This window comes from Clostridioides sp. ZZV14-6154 (assembly GCF_020657785.1).
GTDB lineage: Bacteria > Bacillota > Clostridia > Peptostreptococcales > Peptostreptococcaceae > Clostridioides.
In genome coordinates this window covers 37539-58961 of record NZ_JAGWCY010000007.1, presented here as the reverse complement: position 1 = coordinate 58961, position 21423 = coordinate 37539, and the positions used below count along the sequence as shown (strand labels likewise).

The window sequence follows — 21423 nt, the reverse complement described above, 5'->3', positions numbered from 1 at the left end:
AATTCAAAAAATACATACCCCTATTTAGTATATATTTTTATATATTAAAAAAAAGTTTTAAATAAAGTTATATTTTTTACAACAGTTTTGTAATTAAAAACATGTTGAAGCTAAAATTAAATGTACTATATACTATAAATATGTCGACAAAATAAATTTATAAAGGAGAAAAACAGATGAGAAAAAATTTACTAATAGCAATATTGTCAGTTGTTTTAGTGTTATCAAGCATGCTTACAATCTTTGCATATTCAACTATTAAAGATAATAACAGATTAGTATACTCAAACATGATAGATAAAAAGACACAAAATCAAGTAAAAAATGTATTAGAAGAAAATAGAGTAGATAAGAAAAATATTGATATTTTTATTAAATCAGTTAGGAGCTACAACAAACTTCAAATTAAAATACTTCAAGACAATGTAAATATATCTAAGTCTGGATATAGTTCAATTAACACAAAGCAGGTTCCATATAATTTAGATAAATTACAAGATAACTGGATGGAAAAGTTTCCTAACTATATGGATGTAAATTGCAGAATAACAGCTTTTAGACTTTTTAAAGATTTCATAAACTCAAAAGAGAAGTTTACTGGAGATTCTATCGATTTAAGTATTGATTTAGATACTATAATGAATAATAGAGATGCAAAATTTAGCTCAAAGGATGTAGAAAAATTTATTAACTTTTTTTCTGCAATACCAACTCAATACACAGATGATATAAATAAAAATGCAGAACAAATAAAAAAAGAATGGAAAAAAAGAAAAATATCTTTTAAAGATAATAAAAATATGTCTATTATAAGTGGATTTCTTCGTTATCCAGAAACTAAAAATGTATTTATAGGTCATACAGGTATATGTATCAAGACTGATAAAGATATTTTATTTATAGAAAAATATGGTTCTACATCCCCTTACCAAGTTACTAAGTTCAAAAGTAAAAAAGATGTGAAAAATTATATGTTCAATAGATTAAAGATGTCAGAAGGAGATGTAGAATTACTAGACCCAATAATAATGGAAAATGATAAACTTATGCAGTAATATTTCTAAACATTAAAATTATCTTTATGATTGTTAAGATAAGTAAAAGTAGGCTAATATCAACGAAAAAATATTAATTGTGAAACTCTAATACTGAACAAATCTATAGATATTTTCTAATTTAACAAAAAGACTGTAAGTAGATTTATTTTACATAAATCTACTTACAGTCTTTTAAATAAATACTTTAAAAATATAAATTATCATAACTTTAAGATTATAATATATACATCTTTAGCCTATATCATAATTATTTATTTCTTCTGCACAGTGAGAATCTGAGCCCAAAACCAATGGAATATCATATTTTTTTGCTAATTCTAATAAGTATCCATCTACATAAGGCTCTTTACAGTATTTTTTTCTGTTTCCAGAAACATTGTAGTCAAGTTCATATCCTTTTTCTTTAACTAACTTTATTAATTCTTCAAGAACTTTATTTCCTTCATAATCATATGGAAATACTTGATTAAACTTTCTAACTAAATTTAAATGACCTATTCTCTTTGGTTTATATGTACCCAAGTCAGCATTTACAGCTTTTATTAATGCTTCATAATATTTATTATAAACAGCTTCAATGCTTCCAAGCTTATCAATCAGATTTTGAAACTCTTCTACACTATAGTCTACACAACAATAATCACCATCAATTTTAATTATATGTACTGATAATAGAGAATCCTCTAATTCATCACCATGTTTATCTAAATTGTTTTTTATGCCTTCTTCATAACCTTCAAGAAAATCTACTTCCGCTCCTACATTTATCTTAATTTTACCCTCATATTTTTGCTTAAAATTTTTAACATCATTAAGGTAATTTGATAAATTTTCAAGATTCATGCAACTATCATTTTCGGGTGCAGGGTCTTTAAATCCCTCTGGATATGGAAAATGCTCTGTAAATGTCATTTCTGTTAGACCAACATCAATTGCCCTTTGTATATATTTTTCAAAATCATCCTTACTTCCATGAGGACAATAAGGTGAATGTATATGACCATCTTTCATAACTAATGCTCTCCTTTTATTAAATTGAACTACGTATACTTAACTGCCTTCAGTAACTTTTAAAGGCGGAGATATATTAAATAACTCAGTCTATAATAAATTTCCTCATTAAAGTATAGTACATACTCATTAGAAATTTCAATAATTAAATATCAATAAAACATAAAAAATCGCCTATATCAAAATATATAAGCGATTTTAACAATCATATTTACATATGTTTTTTAGCCTCTAATAACATTTTATTTGCTTCTTCCATACACTCTATAGCTTTTTCAATACTCTTTGCAGTTTCTTCTTTTCCAATAGCTCTGGCCTTTTCTACCCACTCTCTAAATCCTTCTTCATGAGTCTCATTGTGATTTATCCAATGCACTAAAAGTATTTTTAAAGTTTTCTCATCTTTAGACTCTGATGATTCTTCATGATTATGTTCGTGGTCGTGGTCATGAGTATGGTCGTGTGGATGTTCGTGACATATATCTCCATGAGTATGTTCATGGCAATGGTCGTCATGGTCATGGTGCCCATGGTGGTATCTTACAATCTCTTTATCAAACATCATTAGTTATTCCCCCTGTTATTTTATATTAAATTCTTTTTTTATAACATTAACAGAATCTTTTACAAGTAGTGCTAATGGTTTACCTTCTAATCCAACTAACTCTATATTTTCTGGCATAATAGGTAAAAGTATCTTAAGTGCCTCACTATCTGCAATAGCTTCACTTATATTACAAGTGACTTCACCCATCATAGAATTAGGTATTATTACAGAAATAGGTGCAACTATTATATTGGCTTTTCTAGCTGATACTACTATAGCATTTTCCCCTGTAGCTCCTTTATTAGCATGAGCCTTCATCATAGAACTAGTTGCTATAGAATTAGTTCCTAGTGCATAAATTTCTACATATGTAGGTAATTCTTCTCTCAAAGAAGAAACTATCTGGGCTCCTATACCTCCACCCATTCCATCTATCACTGCTATTATCATATGAAATTCCCCTATTAATTAATTTTCTTGTATTATTATCTTATGGTCCATCAATCTTATTTCTTTAATTATTCCATCTATTATTTTTTGTTCTCCTAATAAATCAGTTAAATAAATCTTTCCATCACAAGGGTCTATATTAACCACATTTTCCATAACCTTTTCTAATTCATTGTTATTCTTACAAATGAAAGCTGATGATTCACACATATAAATCTCCTCCTAATATGATTTTTATTAAAAATCAAAAAAAGACTTCCTCAGGTATTTCAATACACCAAAGAAACCTTCATGATTTCAATTTTTGTATATTATTATACCTTAAGTATATCACTTTAATTTGCCTAAAGTCAATTAAAGTTAACGCTTTTTATTATACTCTTCATCCTTGTATTTTTTATATAATTCTTCAGCTAATTGCTTTTCATAATCAGTCAATTCTTCTTCTACAAACTCAACATTAAATTGACTAGCCAGTCCTTTTATTAGATTAGCTTGTAGAGTATCTATGTCTATTTTTTTACCAATTTCATTCTCTATTCCACTGGCCTTTTTAGCTGTAAATTTCATTGCTCTTTCCTTTAGTTCTGGTGTTTTAGTCTTTATTAATTTAAACAATTTTTCTACATCAAAATCCATTATTATTGAACCATGCTGTAACAAAACACCATCTTTTCTACTTTGAGCACTTCCAATAACCTTTTTATTATTAATAGTAACTTCATATGATGCATGTGCATTAAAGCATGCAGCTGATAAATTTTCTCTACCTATTCTCTCTCCACTATTTAAGTTATCTGTTTCTATACCACTTAAATTCAATCCTCTAACTAAACCTTCACTTATATATCTATAAGATAGATTTATACTTTTATCAATTAAAGGATTATCTTCTCCTATAATTATACTATAAGTTAGCTCATTATCATGTAATACAGCTCTTCCTCCTGTGATTCTTCTGACACAGTCTATATTCATGCACTTACACTTATCCAAATCTACCTCATCTTCAAGTTTTTGAAAATATCCTACACTCAAGCAAGCTGGCTTCCAAGTGTAAAATCTAAGTGTTGGCTTCACACAGCCTTTTTTATATGCAGTGAATATAGCTTCATCAATTGCCATATTCATTGCACCATCATATGATTTATTATGTATAACTCTCCACTGATTCATGATTATTACGCCCCAATCTTTAGTATAAATATATTCAAGAAATCATTTACAGATTTAGTTCTCTTATAGACAAATCTATCTCATCTTGATTTAAAGGTCTTGAATAATTATATATAGTACTTCCTGGTCTTTCATTATAATACGGTCTATTACAATCCTTACAGCCTCTTATTTCAAAAGGGTAACCCCTGTTTATATCTGATACAATCTCATCATCGAGTTTTATATTCTCTAAGTATCCATTTTTAAATTCAAAGTATTCTTGTGAATAATCTTTATTTACCATATAGGACATTAGCTGTACTCTTCTGTAACTTTCTATATTTGGTTGACTTATTTTTTCCATTTTAGTTCCTCTAACTGGAGTAAATGCAAATAAACTAACAGTTATATTGTTCTTCTTTAAATAAGTATATAAGTTGTATATATCTTCATGACTTTCTCCCATACCAACAATTATATGTGTGCTGATTTTATTAGGATATAACTTTGACATTTTTGTTATAAAATTCAATTTTTCATAATAATTATATCCTTTTATTTTTTCATATAATTCCTTATTTGCTACATCTATCGCTATTCCTATTTTATCTACTCCAGCAGAAAAAAACTTATTTATTTCTTCATCACTTTCTAACTTTGCAGACAATGAAATAGGCATATCTATTTTACCATTTATATAATTTATAAAATCTAAGACAGATTTATGTGCCTCTTCACTTGCCATTGATTGTATACATATTCTCTTTATATTTTTTCCCTTATATGCTCTCAAAGCATCCAGTATTTCCTCTTTAGAATACTCTGGCCAAACTACTCTTGATAATTTATCTTTTCTAGTACTGCTTTCTATTGATTGAGAACAAAAACTACATTTGTTTATACATTTTTCCCCAATCATTATATATGCTGTAGTAGGAGGTATATCGCTTTTTTTATTTAATATTCCAAGTTCTATTGCTGTTCCTGATGATAGTCTAATCATAAAACGCAACACTCCTTACATTCAGTTATTGTCATATTCATATCTATAGCCTTGTTCTTAGCAGATTTTGATGGCAGAACTATTTTATTAACTCCACACATTATAGCTAATTGGTCTAACTCTTTTCTATATACGCCTCTAGGTCTCATACAACCTAGGTTAATCTCTGTATTTGGTAAATTAATTCTCGCTTCACATAAAACATCTGCTACTTCTTCCAACTTAGGAGGTTCTACATTTTCATATTCAGTACCTCTCGTGGGAATAAGAACTATAAATGTCAGTTTATTAGGAGGATTTTTTTGTAAGTATTCTATAATCTCATACTCACCTTTTACTTTTCCTCCTTTTAAACCAATACATATATGTGGTGCTACTTCTGTATTTTCTCTTATTGTATTGTAAGTTTTAATATAATCGTCTTTGCTTTTATCCATTTTATAAACTTCTTTTATAGTTTCTTTATCAAACACCAAGTCGAAAGAAACCATATCTAAATACTTACATAATTCTATAATACTCTCTTTATCCATAAGCCCTAAATGAGCATTTAATCTGTAGCCTTGTTCCTTTAATTCTTTAATGGTCTGTATATGAGTATTTATTGGGACATCACCTTCATAACTACAACCACCACTTAATAAAAAACTAGTTATATTTCTTGATTTAACTTTTTCTTCATAATCCTCAATTGGTATCATATTTTCTAAATAGTGACCATTACAATGAGCACATTTAAGACTACACTTATTACTTGTCGTACTAAGAGCTAGCGTCTGATTAGGATAAGCAAACTCTATCTCATTTCCGAAATTACTTAATTTAATGTCAAACGCAGTTCTTATTTTTTCAGACAAATCCTTATACATAATTTAATCCTCTACAGTAATGTTTTTATGTTTTACTCCTCTATCTATGCATTTATATTTTGATATTTTACTCTTCTAGTAGCTGTTTTGCAGTTGGGAACTGCTCTATATTTGTATGTGGTAAGAAGCATGCAGAAATAAATTCGTCCATGTAACTTGGATAAACACTAAGTTCAACATAAGTTATTTGTCTACCTATTTCTTCAAGTTTATTTTTGGCATCTTTACTTATAAGAGCCAAGTAAGAACCAACAAGTGAACTATTTCCTATATAAGTAAATTTCTCTCTATCGATATCAGGAAGTAATCCTATAATTATTGAATTTTCTATATCTAAGTTATTTCCTATACCACCTGCTATATAAACTCTATCTAATATACTAAAATCCATACCCAAGCTATCTACAAGAGTATATGCTCCTGAATATATAGCTCCTTTAGCTCTAATGAAATTATCTATGTCCACTTCATTTACTACTATATCATTCTCCAAATCAAATTCTTCTTTAAATGCTAATACATACTCTCCTATTTCATGTTCATTAAATCTAACTCTCTTATTGTTTAAATCTCTGTATATCTTACCTCTTCTATCTATTACACCCTTAGTAATCATTTGGCAAATTAAATCAATTATACCAGAACCACATATACCAACTGGCGCACATTCATCTATTATTTTTAATGTAGGCTCTAAAGTTTCTTTATCAATAGCCACCTTTTCTATTGCTCCTGCTGATGCTCTCATTCCACAGCTTATGCCTCCACCTTCAAATGCAGGACCTGCTGAACATGCACAGCTCATCATATAGTCTTGATTTCCAAATACTATCTCTCCATTGGTACCTAAATCTATAAATAAAACATTTTCTTCACTTGACCATATCCCTGCTGATAATACCCCTGCTGTTATGTCTCCTCCTACATAACTTGCTACAGATGGAGCTAAGTACACATATGCACTGTCATTTACAAAAAGGCCTACATTTTCACCCATAAGTTTTGGAGATTTTAAAAATGGAGGTATATAAGGTTCTTGTCTTAAAAAGTCTGTATACACTCCTAAAAATAAACTTGTCATAGTTGTGTTTCCAGCAGCTACTAAAGTGACTACATCCTCCTTATTTATGCCATTTCTTTCATATAATGTTTTTAATAGAGGATTTATAGTTTCATCAACTATAGCTTTGTGTAAAGTTTCTAATCCGTTTTTCTTAGCCGAATATATAATTCTATTTATAACATCTGCTCCATATTTTATCTGAGCATTTCCAGATGATGCTTTATCTACTACTTCTTTTGAATATAAGTCTACTAAACATACAACTACCGAAGTTGTACCAATATCTATTGCAACTCCATACAGAGAATTTTCCTTATTTCCTTCTTCTATATTTATGATTGTAAGTTTCTTTTGTTTTTGAACATATGTTATTGTAACTTTGAAATCGCTCTTTCTAAATATCGTTGGCATCTTTCTAAGTATATCTAATCTAAAATCTATTTCATTGTACCCCAGATGATTTCTAACATGTCTTTCTAATCTATCTACATCACTTATATTATCATCTAAGTTTGGTTCTTCCATTTCTATGTATTTCTTCTTTATATTTGTCTTAAATTGTAAGTTATGCTTTTCTATTATTTTTTTAGCTCTCTCAAAAAGTCCTCTATCTTTTTGTTTATTACTACCTTCTATCTTCATACCATGCATAGAAGATGATACTTTAGAAGGAACTTCAATTTCTATATCTGAGATTACTTTTGTACAACAAGCTAATATATAACCTTGCTCCCATTCGTTATCTGTTATATGTCTTGTTTTTTCTGTATCAACCTTACCTTTTAACAACTTCACCTTACATTTACCACAAGATACATTTCCATTACAAGGAGCATCTATGAATATATCTGCATTTCTTGCTACTTCTAGTAATATATCCCCCTCGTTACAATAAACTTCTTTATTGTTTGGCATAAAATTTACCTTTATCATGATATCCCTCCCAATTTGTTCTATATATTATAAAAGGAAAGTATAGCTAAATTTGCGTGCACTCAAATTTTACTATACTTTCCCCAATTATAATAACATCCCTAGTCTTTAATTATTCTAATCCAGCCTCATATTCTTTATCACTTAATAATGTATCAAGCTCAGCAACATCAGCTAGTTTTACTTTTAATATCCAGTTTTCGTATGGGTCTTCATTTATACATTCTGGCTCATCTTCTAATTTTTCATTAACTTCTAATACTTCACCATTAACAGGAGATATTAAATCAGAAGCTACTTTAGAAGATTCAACTACTCCAAAATCTACTCCCTTAGTTACAGTATCTTCTACTTCTGGTGTTTCAACAAATAATATTTCTCCTAATTGATCTTGAGCATAATCTGTTATACCTATATATACAACATCTCCATCAATTACTTTTACCCATTCATGATCTTTAGAGTATTTTAATTCTGGTAATAATTTCATTTCGATAGACCCCCAATATTATATTATTGATTAATTTATTTAAATCATATTAATATTATATCACATTATTTCAAATTTTCCATCAATTACATTACACTTTCCATAGCTAATGCTGGATGACCTTTTTCTTCTAAGAAAGCTAATACACCTTCAGAATCGTCAGCTATAGTTTCGTCACAAATCATATCACAGAAGTTTTCTATTCCAGTCATTTCTTTAACTGTAGCATTTAATTTATCAGCTACATAATCTTTTAATTCTTTTGGCATCCAAACTATTCTTTCTGGTCCACCTTCTGCATAAGCGAATTTTTTAGAAGATATGAAGTGTCTTCCGTGTCCCATGAATCCTGGAGTTTGAACTCCTCCACCTGTCATAGAAGCAAGTTCTCCGAAAGTCATACCAACTGGAGTAACGCTTGGGAATTCTCTGTTAACTACAACAAATCCATTTGCTTCTGGCATTATACCACAGATACACTCGAAACATCCACAAGAAGTCATAGGGTCTTCTAATATAGAGTATAATGTAACAGCTTCAACTGCACCTTGAGATATTTGGTTTACAGTTTCATTTACAGAGTTCCATACACCTGTTCTATCGTCTAAACATTCACCTTTTTCTATTGGTTGACAAGGACCTGTAGGGTCTAATTCTTTAGTAGCTTTAGCATCTAACCAGCTAACTGCTCCACAAAGACCAAGTCTTTCAGGAGTAACAACACAAACGTGAGCTGGTGCAAATGATTGACATAAGTTACAAGAATAGAAAGTCTCTACACTTTCATCAACCAATGAAGCTAATCTCTCATCTCTCGCATTGTACTTAGCTATTGCTTCACCTTTTAATTCAGAAACTTTTTCAGCATCTGTAATTATAGTTATTTCACACTTATCAACAACTGATTCAAATTCATCTAACATCTTAGCATATAAAACTTCTCCTATATGCTCAAGTCTAAATCCTTTATCAAATGCATCTTTAGAGATTCTTACCCAAGCCATATCTCTTTGTCCAACGTGCATTACACCTTCTATATAGTTTAAGAAGTAGTGGAAACGTCTTTCAAGAACTGGTTCGAAATCTTCTTGCATGTTTTTACCAGCTATCTTAACTATTACAGCAAGTGGTAATCTTAATACACCATCAGCTTCAACTTCATCTATGTTTGGTCCTATTATTTCTATCTTATGGTCTTCAACTTCAGTTGCTTCTTTCTTAACAACAAGCTCCCAAGCTTCAGTTTTATTTCCACCAAATTCAGCAAACATGTCGCTCTTTCTAATTCTTTCACCTTCAAATGCTGCTGCAAATGAAACTGGTATAGGTATTTCAGTAACTTTTATTTTTATTCCTCTAGCTTCTAATGAAGTAGCTACTATCTTATCATAATCTTTTTGAGTTAATAAGTTCATTGGAACTTCAAGAACAGTTTGGTCAGTTATAACTGGGAATCCTAAAGCTATTGCTCCAGCACCTGCAGATACAACTAATTCACTTAATGGTCCAAATGCATTTACAAATGCAGGAACTCTATTAGCTGTGTATTCTAATAATCCGTTTAAATCACCAGGAGTTAATCCACCGAATATTAATGCTGCTCTTACTGCAACAGATACAACGTGGATAACAGAAGTTACATCATATCCTAGAGGTATAACTCTTAGCTCAAGACCCATTTTTACTCCAGCTTCTATAGCTTGGTCTATAACCTTACCAACTAAGAAAGTTAATAAACCTTTAGATTGGTAGTCTTTTATAACTTTTGCTGCTGATTCAGCATCAGGACATTCACCAAGAACAACTGCAACACCAGGTATATCTCCTGTAACTAGTGGTACACCAAGTGATCTGATTATAGGGTCAGTTATATGACCTGCACATGGCTCACTATATGGAGCATCCATAGTTGAGTATTTTAATGCTTCAATTACTTCTGCCGCTAAAGCAGTAGCTAAACCAGCATTAAAAGCATGTTCTAATAAATGAGTTCTATTGATTAAAGATTTTACTACTTCTAAAGCACCTTCTAAGTCCCCTAAAGTGTTCATTTTTTGTCCTGTTGCAGCATATATACAAGGTAATGAATATGCTGTATCAGGGAAAGCTACTTTATGTTCTTTTCCGTTTTTTTCTATAGCTTCAGCTAACATAGCTTGAGCCGCACCTAAAGCTTGTTCTGACCCTGTAAAGATTATATTATATAGATTCATTCTATTTCCCCCTTTAATATTTACACCTATTTTTTATTAACTATACCCTAAAAACCCTAGAAAGCAAATCCACCTTCATTTAACTCTAAGAAAGAGTCTGCATATAAAGATGCCCCGTTGATTATGTCACAAGATTTTACAGTTTTCATTAATTCTGGGTCACATGGATTCATTATAGCTGAACTAAATCCATTAGCCATTGCCATTGCTAAGAATGCGCTATCTAAAACAGGTCTAACATGTTTAGGACATCCATTAGATACATTAGATAATCCTCCTGTAGTTAAAAGTCCCATTTCAGTCATCATTTTTATAGCTTCTAAAACTTCTACTTGTTTTTCTTGCATACCCTTTATAACTAAGCATAATGGGTCAAATAATATATCAGTTGGCTCCATTCCTAGCATTAAGCCTTTTTCTAGTATTTCTTGGCAGTAAGCCATACGTTCATCGTTATCTCTTGGGATACCTTCTTTTGCACATAAACCTATAACCATTGATTCATATTCAGCTGCTATATCTATTAAATCAAATCTTGAACCAGCATCAGCAGAGTTTATTATTGGTTTTGCATTAGTTCTATCATAAACTTTAAGTCCAGCTTCGATAGCCTTTTTATTAGCTGTATCTAATGCTATAGGAACATTGTTAAATTCAGATTGAAGTAGCTTAACTCCCCATGTCATTATCTCTTCGCCATCTCTTTCAGCAGGTCCTATATTGAAATCTATATAGTGTGCTCCTGCTTCTAATTGTTCTTTTGCTCTTTTTAATATTGGAGCTGGATCTCTTTCTGCTAATGCCTTTCTTATTGAAGGTGAGATACAGTGTATTCTTTCACCTATAATCATAAATTTTTCCATTTATAATGTCCCCCTTTAAATTTAATATTAATAGTTAGTTAATATTTTATTAGTTTGTTTGGCATGCTTTTTCTTGGTATCCTTTTAAGAACTTAGGTAATTCCATAGATTCTTCTGGTCCTATAACTACATTCCATCCTGGTAAGTTATCTTCTATATCACCTTTAAGTACTGCAACTTTTCCTGGAATAATAATGTCTTTACAATTAGTTACTTCATCTACTTTACTTTCTTTAATGAAAGCAGATATTGAATTTCCACCAAATTTACCAGCAGCCCAAGATGTAAGAACTGAATATCCACCTGCATCTGGTATTACTAACCATACTGGAACTTTTGATCTTTCTATATCTCCAGCAACTATGAAATAAGTTAATGCAAAGTCAACAGTAACTAATACTGGAGAATTTTCATCTGGGTTATTAATTGGGTAAATCTTTGGTTCAACTCTCATTGGTCTTTGTGGGTCAGTGTATATATTTTGTCTTAATGCAAATAATGGTAATGCTTTAGCATAACTAATATCATCTATTACTATTATAGAACCATATTTTATAGTAAATATTGATGATAAAGCAATTTCCATCATAGGATTTGAGTTAGATAATCTATTTGCAAATACTATTGAAGGATATCCAAATGTTCTATCTTGTTCTTTTAAAGCTATTCTTCTAACTTGCACAGCATTAGTGTAAGTATCTTTTATATTTTCTCCAGTTACATCTAATACTAATTCTTTATATCCAGCAGATTGAACTAATTCAACTGTTTCATATAATTCTTCTAAGCTAGCGGCTTTTACTCCTAATGGTAAGTTTGCTCCTTTAACTACTTCTATCATATCTTTGTAGTTATCTTTAGTTGCTCCATATACCATTGGTCTAGCATCTTTTAATACTTCAACAGCTTCTTTTACTGCTTGTGCATCATCACAAGCTAAAATATAAGCTACTTCTAATCCACTACCTTTTATTTTGTCTATTAGTTTTAAATATGCATCTTTGTCTCCACAGTATTCTAAAACAACCATTTCAACTTTCATTTGTTCACCAATTCTTATATAGTCAACTTTTTTCATGTTAGCTATTTTAGCGTCTACTGCTTCATCACTCATACAAGTACAGAATGAAACTGCATATCTATTTCTACTTACTAATGTTTTTTCATGTCTAAATAATACTGTTTCCCCACCTAGTTCATATTCAGATGCTCCAGCACCAACTTTTAATGCTTTCATTAAAGGTGCAGTAGCTTCTGATAGTTTCGCTATAGCGTCATCAGACATATGTGGGCATTTACCTACTTCTACAGCTCCTGAAGCAACCTTCATAGAGAAAGCCATACAAGTTGGGAATCCACAATCCTTACAGTTTTTCTTTGGTGTTAATTTAAATATATCTAAAGCTTTTAATGCCATTATTTTCTCCCCCTAACCTTAACAATTTAATTAAGCTAATGCGTTAACCAATTCTTTTATAGTTTCTATTGATTTTGGATGACGAAGTATAACTGCGTTTGAACCACCTACTAAAACACTTGCTGCAGTTGAAACTTCCATTGCTATAGTTCTTTCTTCTGGACAACCCCAATCTGGCTCATCTTCCACTGGAGCTATAGCTTCTTTAACATGACCTACTTCGAAAGCTACTGGTGTTATGATAGGCATTTGTAATGTCTTATCATTTTGACCAAATGCTGCAAGTCTAATTCTATCCATAGTAGATGCAACATATTCATATCCATAACCAACTGCTGAACATCCAACATTCATAACTATATTTTCACCTTTAACGCCTAATTGAGTTAACAGTACGTTTAATTGTTTTGCTAGGTTTATATCAACAGAAGATTCTGCTCCAACTTTGTGTGAATAAGCCATTCCAGCTGATGCTCCTACTCCTTTGTAGTTATCTTCTACTGCTGACATAAATAGACAGTTATGACCATCCAATGTTTGAGCTAATTTTTCAAACAGTTTACCATCTTTTTCATGATTTCCTGAACCAGCTACTACTAAAGGCAATGTTATTGCTTCAACTACTGCTTTAGCCACTTCAGCACAGTCATCAACTGATTTATCTAATCCATTTGGGTCAGAACCATCAAATTTTAAACAAATAAAATCTGCTTGTGTATTAGCTTCAACATATTTAGCCCATTCTACTGGACAATTAGCTACATCTTTGTATAACTCTTTATATGAATCAGTCCAGCTTTCAGGATAAACGTCTGATATTTGTATACCTATTTTTGGAGTATTCCCTACTTCTCCATCAAAACTATAAAAAGGTAATACATTTTCCCCACCTAATTTAATTGCTTTTTCCCCTATTCCTACTTCAACTTCTGATATTTTTCCAGAATATTTTTGAGTAGACATTTTAAATGCCATATTTTTTTCCCCCTTAAGCCTATTTTAATTCTAATTTAGCAAAAATTTCTTTCATAGCTACTTTAGATTTTGAATCTTCAGGTAAATCAACTAAAGGAATACCTGTAGAATCATATTCATATATCAATTCATCCATAGGTACAACACCGATTAGCTCTAGGTTATGTTTTTCTATTTCCTCTTTAACACCATCATTCATAACCCCATTTGGAACCTTATTTACAATTAGAAGTATTCTTCCAACATTTAATTTTAGTTCCTCAGCTAAATCTCTTATTCTAGCAACAGCTTGTATGCTACGTCTTGAGCAATCACTAACCAATAAAAGCGTATCAACATGTCTAGTAACTTTTCTGCTTAGATGTTCCATACCAGCTTCGTTGTCCATGACTAAGTATTTGTAGTGACCAGATATTTTGTTTACTTGTTCTCTAAGTATCCCATTTACAAAACAGTAACATCCTTCCCCTTCTGATCTCCCCATTACTAATAAGTCATATCCTTCGCCTTCTTCAATTATAGAATTTAATCTAAATTGTAGATATTGTGCTTTTGTCATACCACCTGGGAATGCATTGCCTAACTTTTCTCTTTGATTTACTTCTTCTCTTATTTCTCCTATTGTTGCTTCAACTTCAATACCTAATACTTCATTTATGTTAGCATTAGCATCAGCATCTACAACCAATACTGGTCCCTTATTGTCCTTAACCAAATAATCAATCAAAAGCCCTGTGAGACTTGTTTTACCAGTTCCACCTTTTCCTGCAACAGCTATATTGTATCCCATTTTAAGACTTCCCCCTTAAATCTAGCCACAGAGCCTTATGTACTCTGTTTACTTATTATAATTTAGGTACAGAATGAACACATTCTCCATGTACATCATGAAGTGCTTCCATTAGTCCTTCAGATAAACTTGGATGTGGATGTATTGCATCCCCTACTTGTTCTACAGTTAATCCTAGATGAACAGCAAGTGATAACTCTGTTAATAAATCTGTAGCATGAGGACCTACTACTGCTGCACCTATTATTTTATCTGTTTCTTTATCAGCTATTATTTTTACAAATCCTTGGAAATGTCCTATAGCCTGTGCTTTTCCAAGTCCTCTAAAATCAAATTGACCTACATTGTATTCTACACCTTCAGCTTCAAGTTGTTTTTCAGTTTTACCAACACCAGCAACTTCAGGTTCAGTATAAACACATCTTGGAATTGCTCTATAATCTACTACTTTAGTTTTTCCTAAAGCATTTTCAACTGCAACAATACCTTCTTTAGAAGCAACATGTGCTAAGAAAGGAGTATCTATTATATCACCTATTGCATATATACCTTCTACATTAGTTTCAAGATGCTCATTAACTACTACTTTTCCTCTTTCCATTTCAATTCCTATATCTTCTACTCCAGAATTATCAAGGTTAGGTCTTCTACCAACACATACTAATGCATATTGTGCTTCTATAACCTTTCCATTAGAAAGAGTTGCAACAGCTTTACCATCAACTACTTCACAAGTTTGTACTCCAATACCTGTAATAACTTTAATCTTATCTTTCTTAAATTGTCTAAGTAGTTGTTTAGCTACATCTTTATCTTCATTTAATAGTATCTGGTCAACCATTTCAACTATAGTTACTTCTGTTCCTAAGGCTCTAAAGAATTGCCCTATTTCACATCCTATAACTCCACCACCTACTATTAACATAGACTCAGGTATATCTTCAAGTCCAAGAACTTCATCACTAGTTATTACAATTTTTCCATCATATGGGAACATTCTTGGTACAACTGGAACAGAACCATTAGCTAGTATTATCTTATCCGCTTTTATAGATTCTACTGTTCCATCATCTTTTGTTACTTCTATAGTATTTTTATCAATCAATTTTCCAAAACCATTAACTAGTTTTACGCCTCTTTTTTCAAATAGGAATTCTATACCACTTATTAATTGATTTACAACTTTATTTTTTCTTTCCATTATAGCAGTGAAATTTGGTGTAACTGTACCATCTATCTCTATACCAAAATCCTTTGCTTCCCTCACAGTATTTAATACCCCTGAAGAAGCAAGAAGTGCTTTAGTTGGTATACATCCTGCATTTAAGCAAGTTCCTCCAACTCTTCTTTTTTCAATAACTGTTACCTCTGCACCAAGCATAGAAGCTTTTATAGCTGCTACATATCCTCCTGGTCCACCACCTACTACTACTATTTTCATCCTTAATTCCCCCAAACCTTATAATCTACAATCTTGTAATACTATAAACCTGCGGCATCTAGTATAGCAGGTATATTTTCTTCTGCCCCAATTGCCATTATATGAACACCATCACATAAATCTTCTTCTTTTAATTGTTTGATAAGTTCTCCTGCCATTTTTATTCCCTCACTTACCCAGTTTTCTTTTCCAGCTGCTCTTAATCTTTCGATTTGTTCATCTGGCACAAATATTCCTGGTACATTTGCAGTCATAAATTTAGCCATTCCTGGAGATTTTAAAGGTACTATTCCTGCTAATACCTTACAATCCATATCCCTTGTTAGTTCTCTAAACTTTCTCATTGTATTTATGTCATAAAGTGCTTGAGTTTGGAAAAATTTAGCTCCAGCTTTTATTTTCTTTTGCATTTTTAATAATTGAACTTCTATTGGAGAATATTCTGGAGTTACTGATGCTCCTAGATAAAAATCTGGAGAACCTTTTAATTTATTACCAGCCATATCCGTACCTGCCATTAGAGTTTCAGCAGTTTGAAGTATCCCTACAGAGTCTAAATCAAATACTCCTTTAGCCTGTGGATGGTCTCCTACGCTAGTATGGTCTCCTGTTAATGCCAACAAGCTGTTTATTCCAAATACACCTGCTGACAACATTTCTCCTTGTATAGCTATCCTATTTCTATCTCTCCCCGTTATTTGAATCACTGGCTCTAATCCAGCATCTTTTAGTAATTTACATGTAGCAAGAGAAGTTGCTCTCATAACTGCTGATTGAAAGTCTGTTACATTTGCTGCGTGAACTCTTCCAACTAACGGCTTCGCACATTCAATTAAATGTGAAAGGTCAGTCCCTTTTGGAGGAGCCATCTCAGTAGTAACTGCAAATTTTCCACTCTCTAGTGTTTCTCTTAATAAGCTCATCTCTAATCCCCCTTTTAACCTTCTAAAAAAAACTTTTATGAATTCGCTGTTGCTTCTTTCTTTTTCTTTGCACTTAAGCTTCTTGGATTATTTTGCTTAGAATAGTCTTTTGGTGGTCTTATTTCTGCTAAATTCTCTAATTGCCCTATAGATTCCAATCTTTCATATATTTTTATCCAAGCACAATCATTTTCTGGATTTACTTCACATTTACCATTTTTAGCTCCACCACAAGCCCCATTCATAAGACCTTTAGCACACATAGTTACTGGACATATTCCACCTGTCCAACCAAGTTCACAGTCTCCACAAGCTTTACAAGCTTCTTCATATTCTCCAACCCTTTGTACTTCCCCTATAAACAAAGTGTTGTTAGCTGGATAAACTGGTTTATTTTTTAGGTTTTTAACTATTGTTTGTGTTCCATCTCCACATGCTAAAGATAAAACTGCATCAGCTTCTTTAGTTTCTTCTTTTAGAGCCTTTAAGTCCTTTTTAGACTTTAAAAGGTTACAAGCAGGATCAAGCATTACATATCCTAAGATTTTTTTGCCTTCACCTTCAAGAGTTTCCTTCATTTTTAGAACTTCTTCTTCTCCACCACTCTTACAAGTCGCTGCACATTGATTACAACCAACTAAAACTAGCTTGTCAAAATTCTTTAAGTACCCTAGCACTTCTTCCAATGGTTTATTTTCAGAAATTATCATATCTACTTCCCCCCTAAACCTTCCACAATATCTATCTATTTATTGTTTTGCAACTTACAAGCTTTAACTACGTGTTTTGCAAGTATAGATGTTGTAACTGAACCAACCCCCGCTGGAACTGGAGTTATCATCGATACTTTATTTAAAACTGCATTTGTATCAACATCTCCACATAAATTTCCTTCTTCATCAACATTTATACCAACGTCTATAACTACTGCTCCATCTTTCACAAAACTTTCATCTACCATCTTAGCTCTACCAATAGCTGCTATCAATACGTCTGCTTCCGCAGCTACATCTGATAAGTTTTTAGTCTTTGAATGGCATATTGTAACAGTTGCATGTTCACTTAATAAAAGCATTGATACTGGCTTCCCAACTACCATTGATCTTCCAAGAACTGTTACCTTACTTCCTTTTAAATCAACATTATAATGTTTTAATATTTCTACTACTGCTGTAGGAGTACATGGTGGGAATCCACTCTTATCACCTTCCATGACTTTAGCAGAGTTTATTGGACTAAAACAATCTACATCTTTTTCTGGTGCAATGACATATTTTATAACTTCTTCATTTAAGTGTTTTGGAAGTGGTCTAAAACATAATATACCATTAACATCCTTGTCATCATTAGCTTTCTTTAAAACATCAATATATTCTTCTTGAGTTATATTTTCATCTAATTCCAACACTTCAGTTGTTATACCAATGTTTTGACATCTTTTTAGTGCTCCTCTTTCATATGATAAATCATCGCTTCTTGCTCCAACTCTAACTATTGTTAGCTTAGGATTTATACCTTCTTTAACTAGTAACTCGACTTCTTTTATTAAGTCTTCACTAATCTTATCAGCTACAGGTTTTCCTTTTATAATCTGTCCTTTAGTTGACATTACTTCCATATATTCACAACTCCCCTACAAGCAAACTTAAATTAATTTATTCTATATACCACATATTAATAACATAGTATTTACTTTCGTCATTTAAAAATTATTTTCCAAGAGCTTTTTCAACTTTAGCATAAACTTCATCACAAGTTTTAACGCCATCTTTAACCAATTTATCTACTTCTGTTTTTACTTTACTAACATATTCTTGATCTTGTATAGAATTTATATTTATAACTACATTTAATTGTCCTCCAAGTATAGCAGCTCTTAAACATTGAACCCCTACACCAACATCGCTTATAGCAAGTCTTGAACCTTTATCAACTAAATCTTCATGTAACTTAATAGCTTCATAACAAACTCTTACTATATTTAATGGCACTTCACAAGCAACTTTTAGTGCTTTTTCCATTGTTTCTGCTTTTATTCTTTTTTCTTCTTCTGTTTCTTTAGGAAGCCCATAAGCTTTTGATAATGGTAAGAAACATTCTGCATCATCATCTATCATTTTTAATAAATCTTTTTCTAATTTTCCTGCTTTACTTAATATATCTTTTACACTTTCTTCATACTCAGCATACTTTTTCTTTCCTATTGTAAGATTACATACCATACTCCCTAAAGCCATACCAATTGCACCAACTAGTGCGGCAGCCCCCCCGCCACCTGGTACTGCTTCTTTAGAAGATAGTACTTCTACAAAATCAACACAAGTTTTATCTGCTATTTTCATGATAATCCTCCTTAAAAGGATGTAGGAAAATATCTCAAATTATCTTAGAGATATTTCCTACTCTTTATTTATAAATTAATACACTTAGAATAATCCAGCTATTACTCCGTTTTCATCAACATCTATTTTTTCTGCTGCTGGAACTTTTGGTAATCCTGGCATTTTCATTATTTCTCCAGTAAGTGCAACTATAAATCCAGCCCCTGCTGAAATTGATGCTTGTCTTACAGTTATTCTAAATCCTGTTGGTCTACCTAATTTAGTTTGGTCATCAGTTAAAGAATATTGAGTTTTAGCCATACATACTGGAACTTTAGTAAATCCAAGTTTTTCTAAGTTAGCTATTTCTTTATCAGCTTCTGGAGTATAATCTACACCATCTGCTCCATAAATCTTAGTAGCTATAGCATTTATCTTATCTTTTATAGATAAATCATCTTCATAGCAGAATCTAAAATTATTTTCTTCTTCATCTAATAATCTTAAAACTTCTTTAGCTACTGCGATTCCACCTTCTCCACCTTTTGCCCATACTTCAGAAAGAGCAACATTAACGCCTAATTCTTTACACTTGTCTTCAACAAGTTTAAGTTCAGCTTCAGTATCAAGTGGGAATCTGTTTATTGCAACAACTGCTGGTAATCCATATACTTGAGTTATGTTTTCAACATGTTTTAATAAGTTTGGAAGTCCTTTTTCAAGAGCTTCTAGATTTTCTTCATTTAAATCTGTTTTAGCAACTCCGCCATTGTATTTTAATGCTCTTACAGTAGCAACTATTATAACAGCATCTGGTTTTAAGTTTGCCATTCTACATTTTATATCTAAGAATTTTTCTGCTCCAAGGTCAGCACCGAAACCAGCCTCAGTTATTACATAATCTGCAAAGTGCATAGCCATTCTTGTAGCTATAACAGAGTTACATCCATGAGCTATATTTGCAAATGGTCCACCATGTACAAATGATGGTGTTCCTTCAAGAGTTTGAACTAGGTTTGGTTTTAAAGCATCTTTTAATAATGCAGCCATAGCACCATTAGCTTTTAATTGTCTAGCTGTTACAGGTGCACCTTCGTAGCTATATCCAACTATTATGTTTCCTAATCTTTCTTTTAAGTCAGCTATATCACTTGCCAAACAGAAAGCTGCCATTATTTCAGAAGCAACAGTTATATCAAATCCATCTTGTCTAACTGCTCCATCACCTTTTTTACCCATACCATCAACGATATTTCTAAGTTGTCTATCGTTCATGTCTACACATCTTCTCCAAGTTATTTTCTTAGGGTCTATTCTAAGTTCATTTCCTTGGTGAATATGATTGTCAAGCATAGCAGCTAAAAGGTTATTAGCAGCTCCTATAGCATGAAAATCTCCAGTGAAGTGTAAGTTTATATCTTCCATAGGAACAACTTGTGCATATCCTCCACCAGCTGCCCCACCTTTAACACCAAATACTGGTCCTAGAGATGGTTCTCTTAAAGCAACTAATACATTTTTATCTAATTTTGCAAATGCATCAGCAACACCGATAGTAGTAGTAGTTTTTCCTTCACCTGCTGGAGTTGGGTTTATAGCTGTAGTTAATATTAACTTAGCTTTTTTCCCAGTTTCTCTTTTTAGTAGATTGTAGTCAACTTTGGCTTTGTATTTACCATATAGTTCTACATCTTCTTCACCTAGTCCTAATTTTTTTGCAACCTCTCTAATATCTTGAGGCTTAGCTTCTTGAGCTATTTCAATGTCAGATTTAAATCCCATAACTGAATCTCCTCCCACAACCTAAATAGATTTAAAATATAATTTTTGTATAAATTGTATTAATATGTAAAAATTATATTTTATAAGATAATTATACATGTAAAATTGCTTAAAAA

At 31.7% G+C, this 21423-nt stretch carries 21 protein-coding genes; 1 reads left to right on the top strand and 20 read right to left on the bottom strand.

Features of this window, described 5'->3' with window-relative positions; all coding sequences use genetic code 11:
* The first annotated feature begins 176 nt into the window (after positions 1–176).
* Entirely contained in the window at positions 177–1055 is an 879-nt protein-coding gene (locus tag KGF45_RS14295) for a DUF4300 family protein (RefSeq protein ID WP_227829483.1), read from the top strand.
* Between the two features lie 234 nt (positions 1056–1289).
* Here the strand turns inward: KGF45_RS14295 and hisJ are convergent, their stop codons facing one another.
* From hisJ to KGF45_RS14195, 20 genes are all read right to left on the bottom strand, one after another.
* Positions 1290–2069 (bottom strand): histidinol-phosphatase HisJ, encoded by a 780-nt coding sequence (gene hisJ / locus KGF45_RS14290; protein ID WP_227842782.1) that lies wholly within the window; start codon positions 2067–2069, stop codon positions 1290–1292.
* A gap of 211 nt (positions 2070–2280) precedes the next feature.
* On the bottom strand, positions 2281–2634 hold the full coding sequence (locus KGF45_RS14285; RefSeq protein WP_227842781.1) for a zinc transporter: 354 nt from the start codon (positions 2632–2634) through the stop codon (positions 2281–2283).
* Between the two features lie 15 nt (positions 2635–2649).
* Positions 2650–3066: a DUF3842 family protein gene (locus KGF45_RS14280; RefSeq protein WP_227433437.1), complete on the bottom strand. Its 417-nt coding sequence runs from the start codon at positions 3064–3066 to the stop codon at positions 2650–2652.
* A gap of 18 nt (positions 3067–3084) precedes the next feature.
* Positions 3085–3276 (bottom strand): CooT family nickel-binding protein, encoded by a 192-nt coding sequence (locus tag KGF45_RS14275; RefSeq protein WP_227433438.1) that lies wholly within the window; start codon positions 3274–3276, stop codon positions 3085–3087.
* A gap of 150 nt (positions 3277–3426) precedes the next feature.
* Positions 3427–4242: a lipoate--protein ligase family protein gene (locus KGF45_RS14270; RefSeq protein WP_227829480.1), complete on the bottom strand. Its 816-nt coding sequence runs from the start codon at positions 4240–4242 to the stop codon at positions 3427–3429.
* Positions 4243–4288: 46 nt separating this feature from the next.
* Positions 4289–5227, bottom strand: a complete 939-nt coding sequence (locus tag KGF45_RS14265; RefSeq protein WP_227829479.1) for a radical SAM protein — start codon at positions 5225–5227, stop codon at positions 4289–4291.
* Positions 5224–6096, bottom strand: coding sequence for a radical SAM protein (locus tag KGF45_RS14260; protein ID WP_227829478.1), 873 nt, complete (start codon positions 6094–6096; stop codon positions 5224–5226). The genes KGF45_RS14265 and KGF45_RS14260 overlap by 4 nt, the downstream gene beginning before the upstream one ends.
* Positions 6097–6163: 67 nt before the next feature.
* Positions 6164–8092, bottom strand: a complete 1929-nt coding sequence (acsV, locus tag KGF45_RS14255; protein ID WP_227829477.1) for a corrinoid activation/regeneration protein AcsV — start codon at positions 8090–8092, stop codon at positions 6164–6166.
* A 112-nt stretch (positions 8093–8204) separates the two neighbouring features.
* A complete protein-coding gene (gene gcvH, locus KGF45_RS14250; protein WP_003418363.1) occupies positions 8205–8582 on the bottom strand; it encodes a glycine cleavage system protein GcvH in 378 nt (125 codons plus the stop codon).
* Between the two features lie 86 nt (positions 8583–8668).
* Positions 8669–10795: an acetyl-CoA decarbonylase/synthase complex subunit alpha/beta gene (acsB, locus tag KGF45_RS14245; RefSeq protein ID WP_227829476.1), complete on the bottom strand. Its 2127-nt coding sequence runs from the start codon at positions 10793–10795 to the stop codon at positions 8669–8671.
* 56 nt (positions 10796–10851) lie between these two features.
* The gene (acsE, locus tag KGF45_RS14240; protein ID WP_227433444.1) at positions 10852–11658 is read right to left on the bottom strand and encodes a carbon monoxide dehydrogenase/acetyl-CoA synthase methytransferase subunit; all 807 of its coding nucleotides are present in this window, start codon (positions 11656–11658) and stop codon (positions 10852–10854) included.
* Positions 11659–11707: 49 nt separating this feature from the next.
* On the bottom strand, positions 11708–13075 hold the full coding sequence (gene acsC, locus KGF45_RS14235; RefSeq protein WP_227842780.1) for an acetyl-CoA decarbonylase/synthase complex subunit gamma: 1368 nt from the start codon (positions 13073–13075) through the stop codon (positions 11708–11710).
* A gap of 30 nt (positions 13076–13105) precedes the next feature.
* Complete coding sequence (gene acsD, locus KGF45_RS14230) at positions 13106–14050, bottom strand: acetyl-CoA decarbonylase/synthase complex subunit delta (RefSeq protein WP_227829474.1); 945 nt, start codon at positions 14048–14050, stop codon at positions 13106–13108.
* 19 nt (positions 14051–14069) lie between these two features.
* A complete protein-coding gene (locus tag KGF45_RS14225; RefSeq protein ID WP_227829473.1) occupies positions 14070–14840 on the bottom strand; it encodes a carbon monoxide dehydrogenase accessory protein CooC in 771 nt (256 codons plus the stop codon).
* A gap of 55 nt (positions 14841–14895) precedes the next feature.
* Positions 14896–16281, bottom strand: a complete 1386-nt coding sequence (gene lpdA / locus KGF45_RS14220; RefSeq protein ID WP_227829472.1) for a dihydrolipoyl dehydrogenase — start codon at positions 16279–16281, stop codon at positions 14896–14898.
* Positions 16282–16322: 41 nt separating this feature from the next.
* On the bottom strand, positions 16323–17204 hold the full coding sequence (locus tag KGF45_RS14215; protein WP_227829471.1) for a methylenetetrahydrofolate reductase: 882 nt from the start codon (positions 17202–17204) through the stop codon (positions 16323–16325).
* A gap of 35 nt (positions 17205–17239) precedes the next feature.
* A complete protein-coding gene (locus KGF45_RS14210) occupies positions 17240–17914 on the bottom strand; it encodes a methylenetetrahydrofolate reductase C-terminal domain-containing protein (RefSeq protein ID WP_227829470.1) in 675 nt (224 codons plus the stop codon).
* 35 nt (positions 17915–17949) lie between these two features.
* On the bottom strand, positions 17950–18822 hold the full coding sequence (locus tag KGF45_RS14205) for a bifunctional 5,10-methylenetetrahydrofolate dehydrogenase/5,10-methenyltetrahydrofolate cyclohydrolase (RefSeq protein WP_227842779.1): 873 nt from the start codon (positions 18820–18822) through the stop codon (positions 17950–17952).
* Positions 18823–18913: 91 nt separating this feature from the next.
* Positions 18914–19546, bottom strand: coding sequence for a cyclodeaminase/cyclohydrolase family protein (locus KGF45_RS14200; RefSeq protein WP_227842778.1), 633 nt, complete (start codon positions 19544–19546; stop codon positions 18914–18916).
* 84 nt (positions 19547–19630) lie between these two features.
* A complete protein-coding gene (locus KGF45_RS14195; protein ID WP_227829467.1) occupies positions 19631–21307 on the bottom strand; it encodes a formate--tetrahydrofolate ligase in 1677 nt (558 codons plus the stop codon).
* Positions 21308–21423 lie beyond the last annotated feature (116 nt).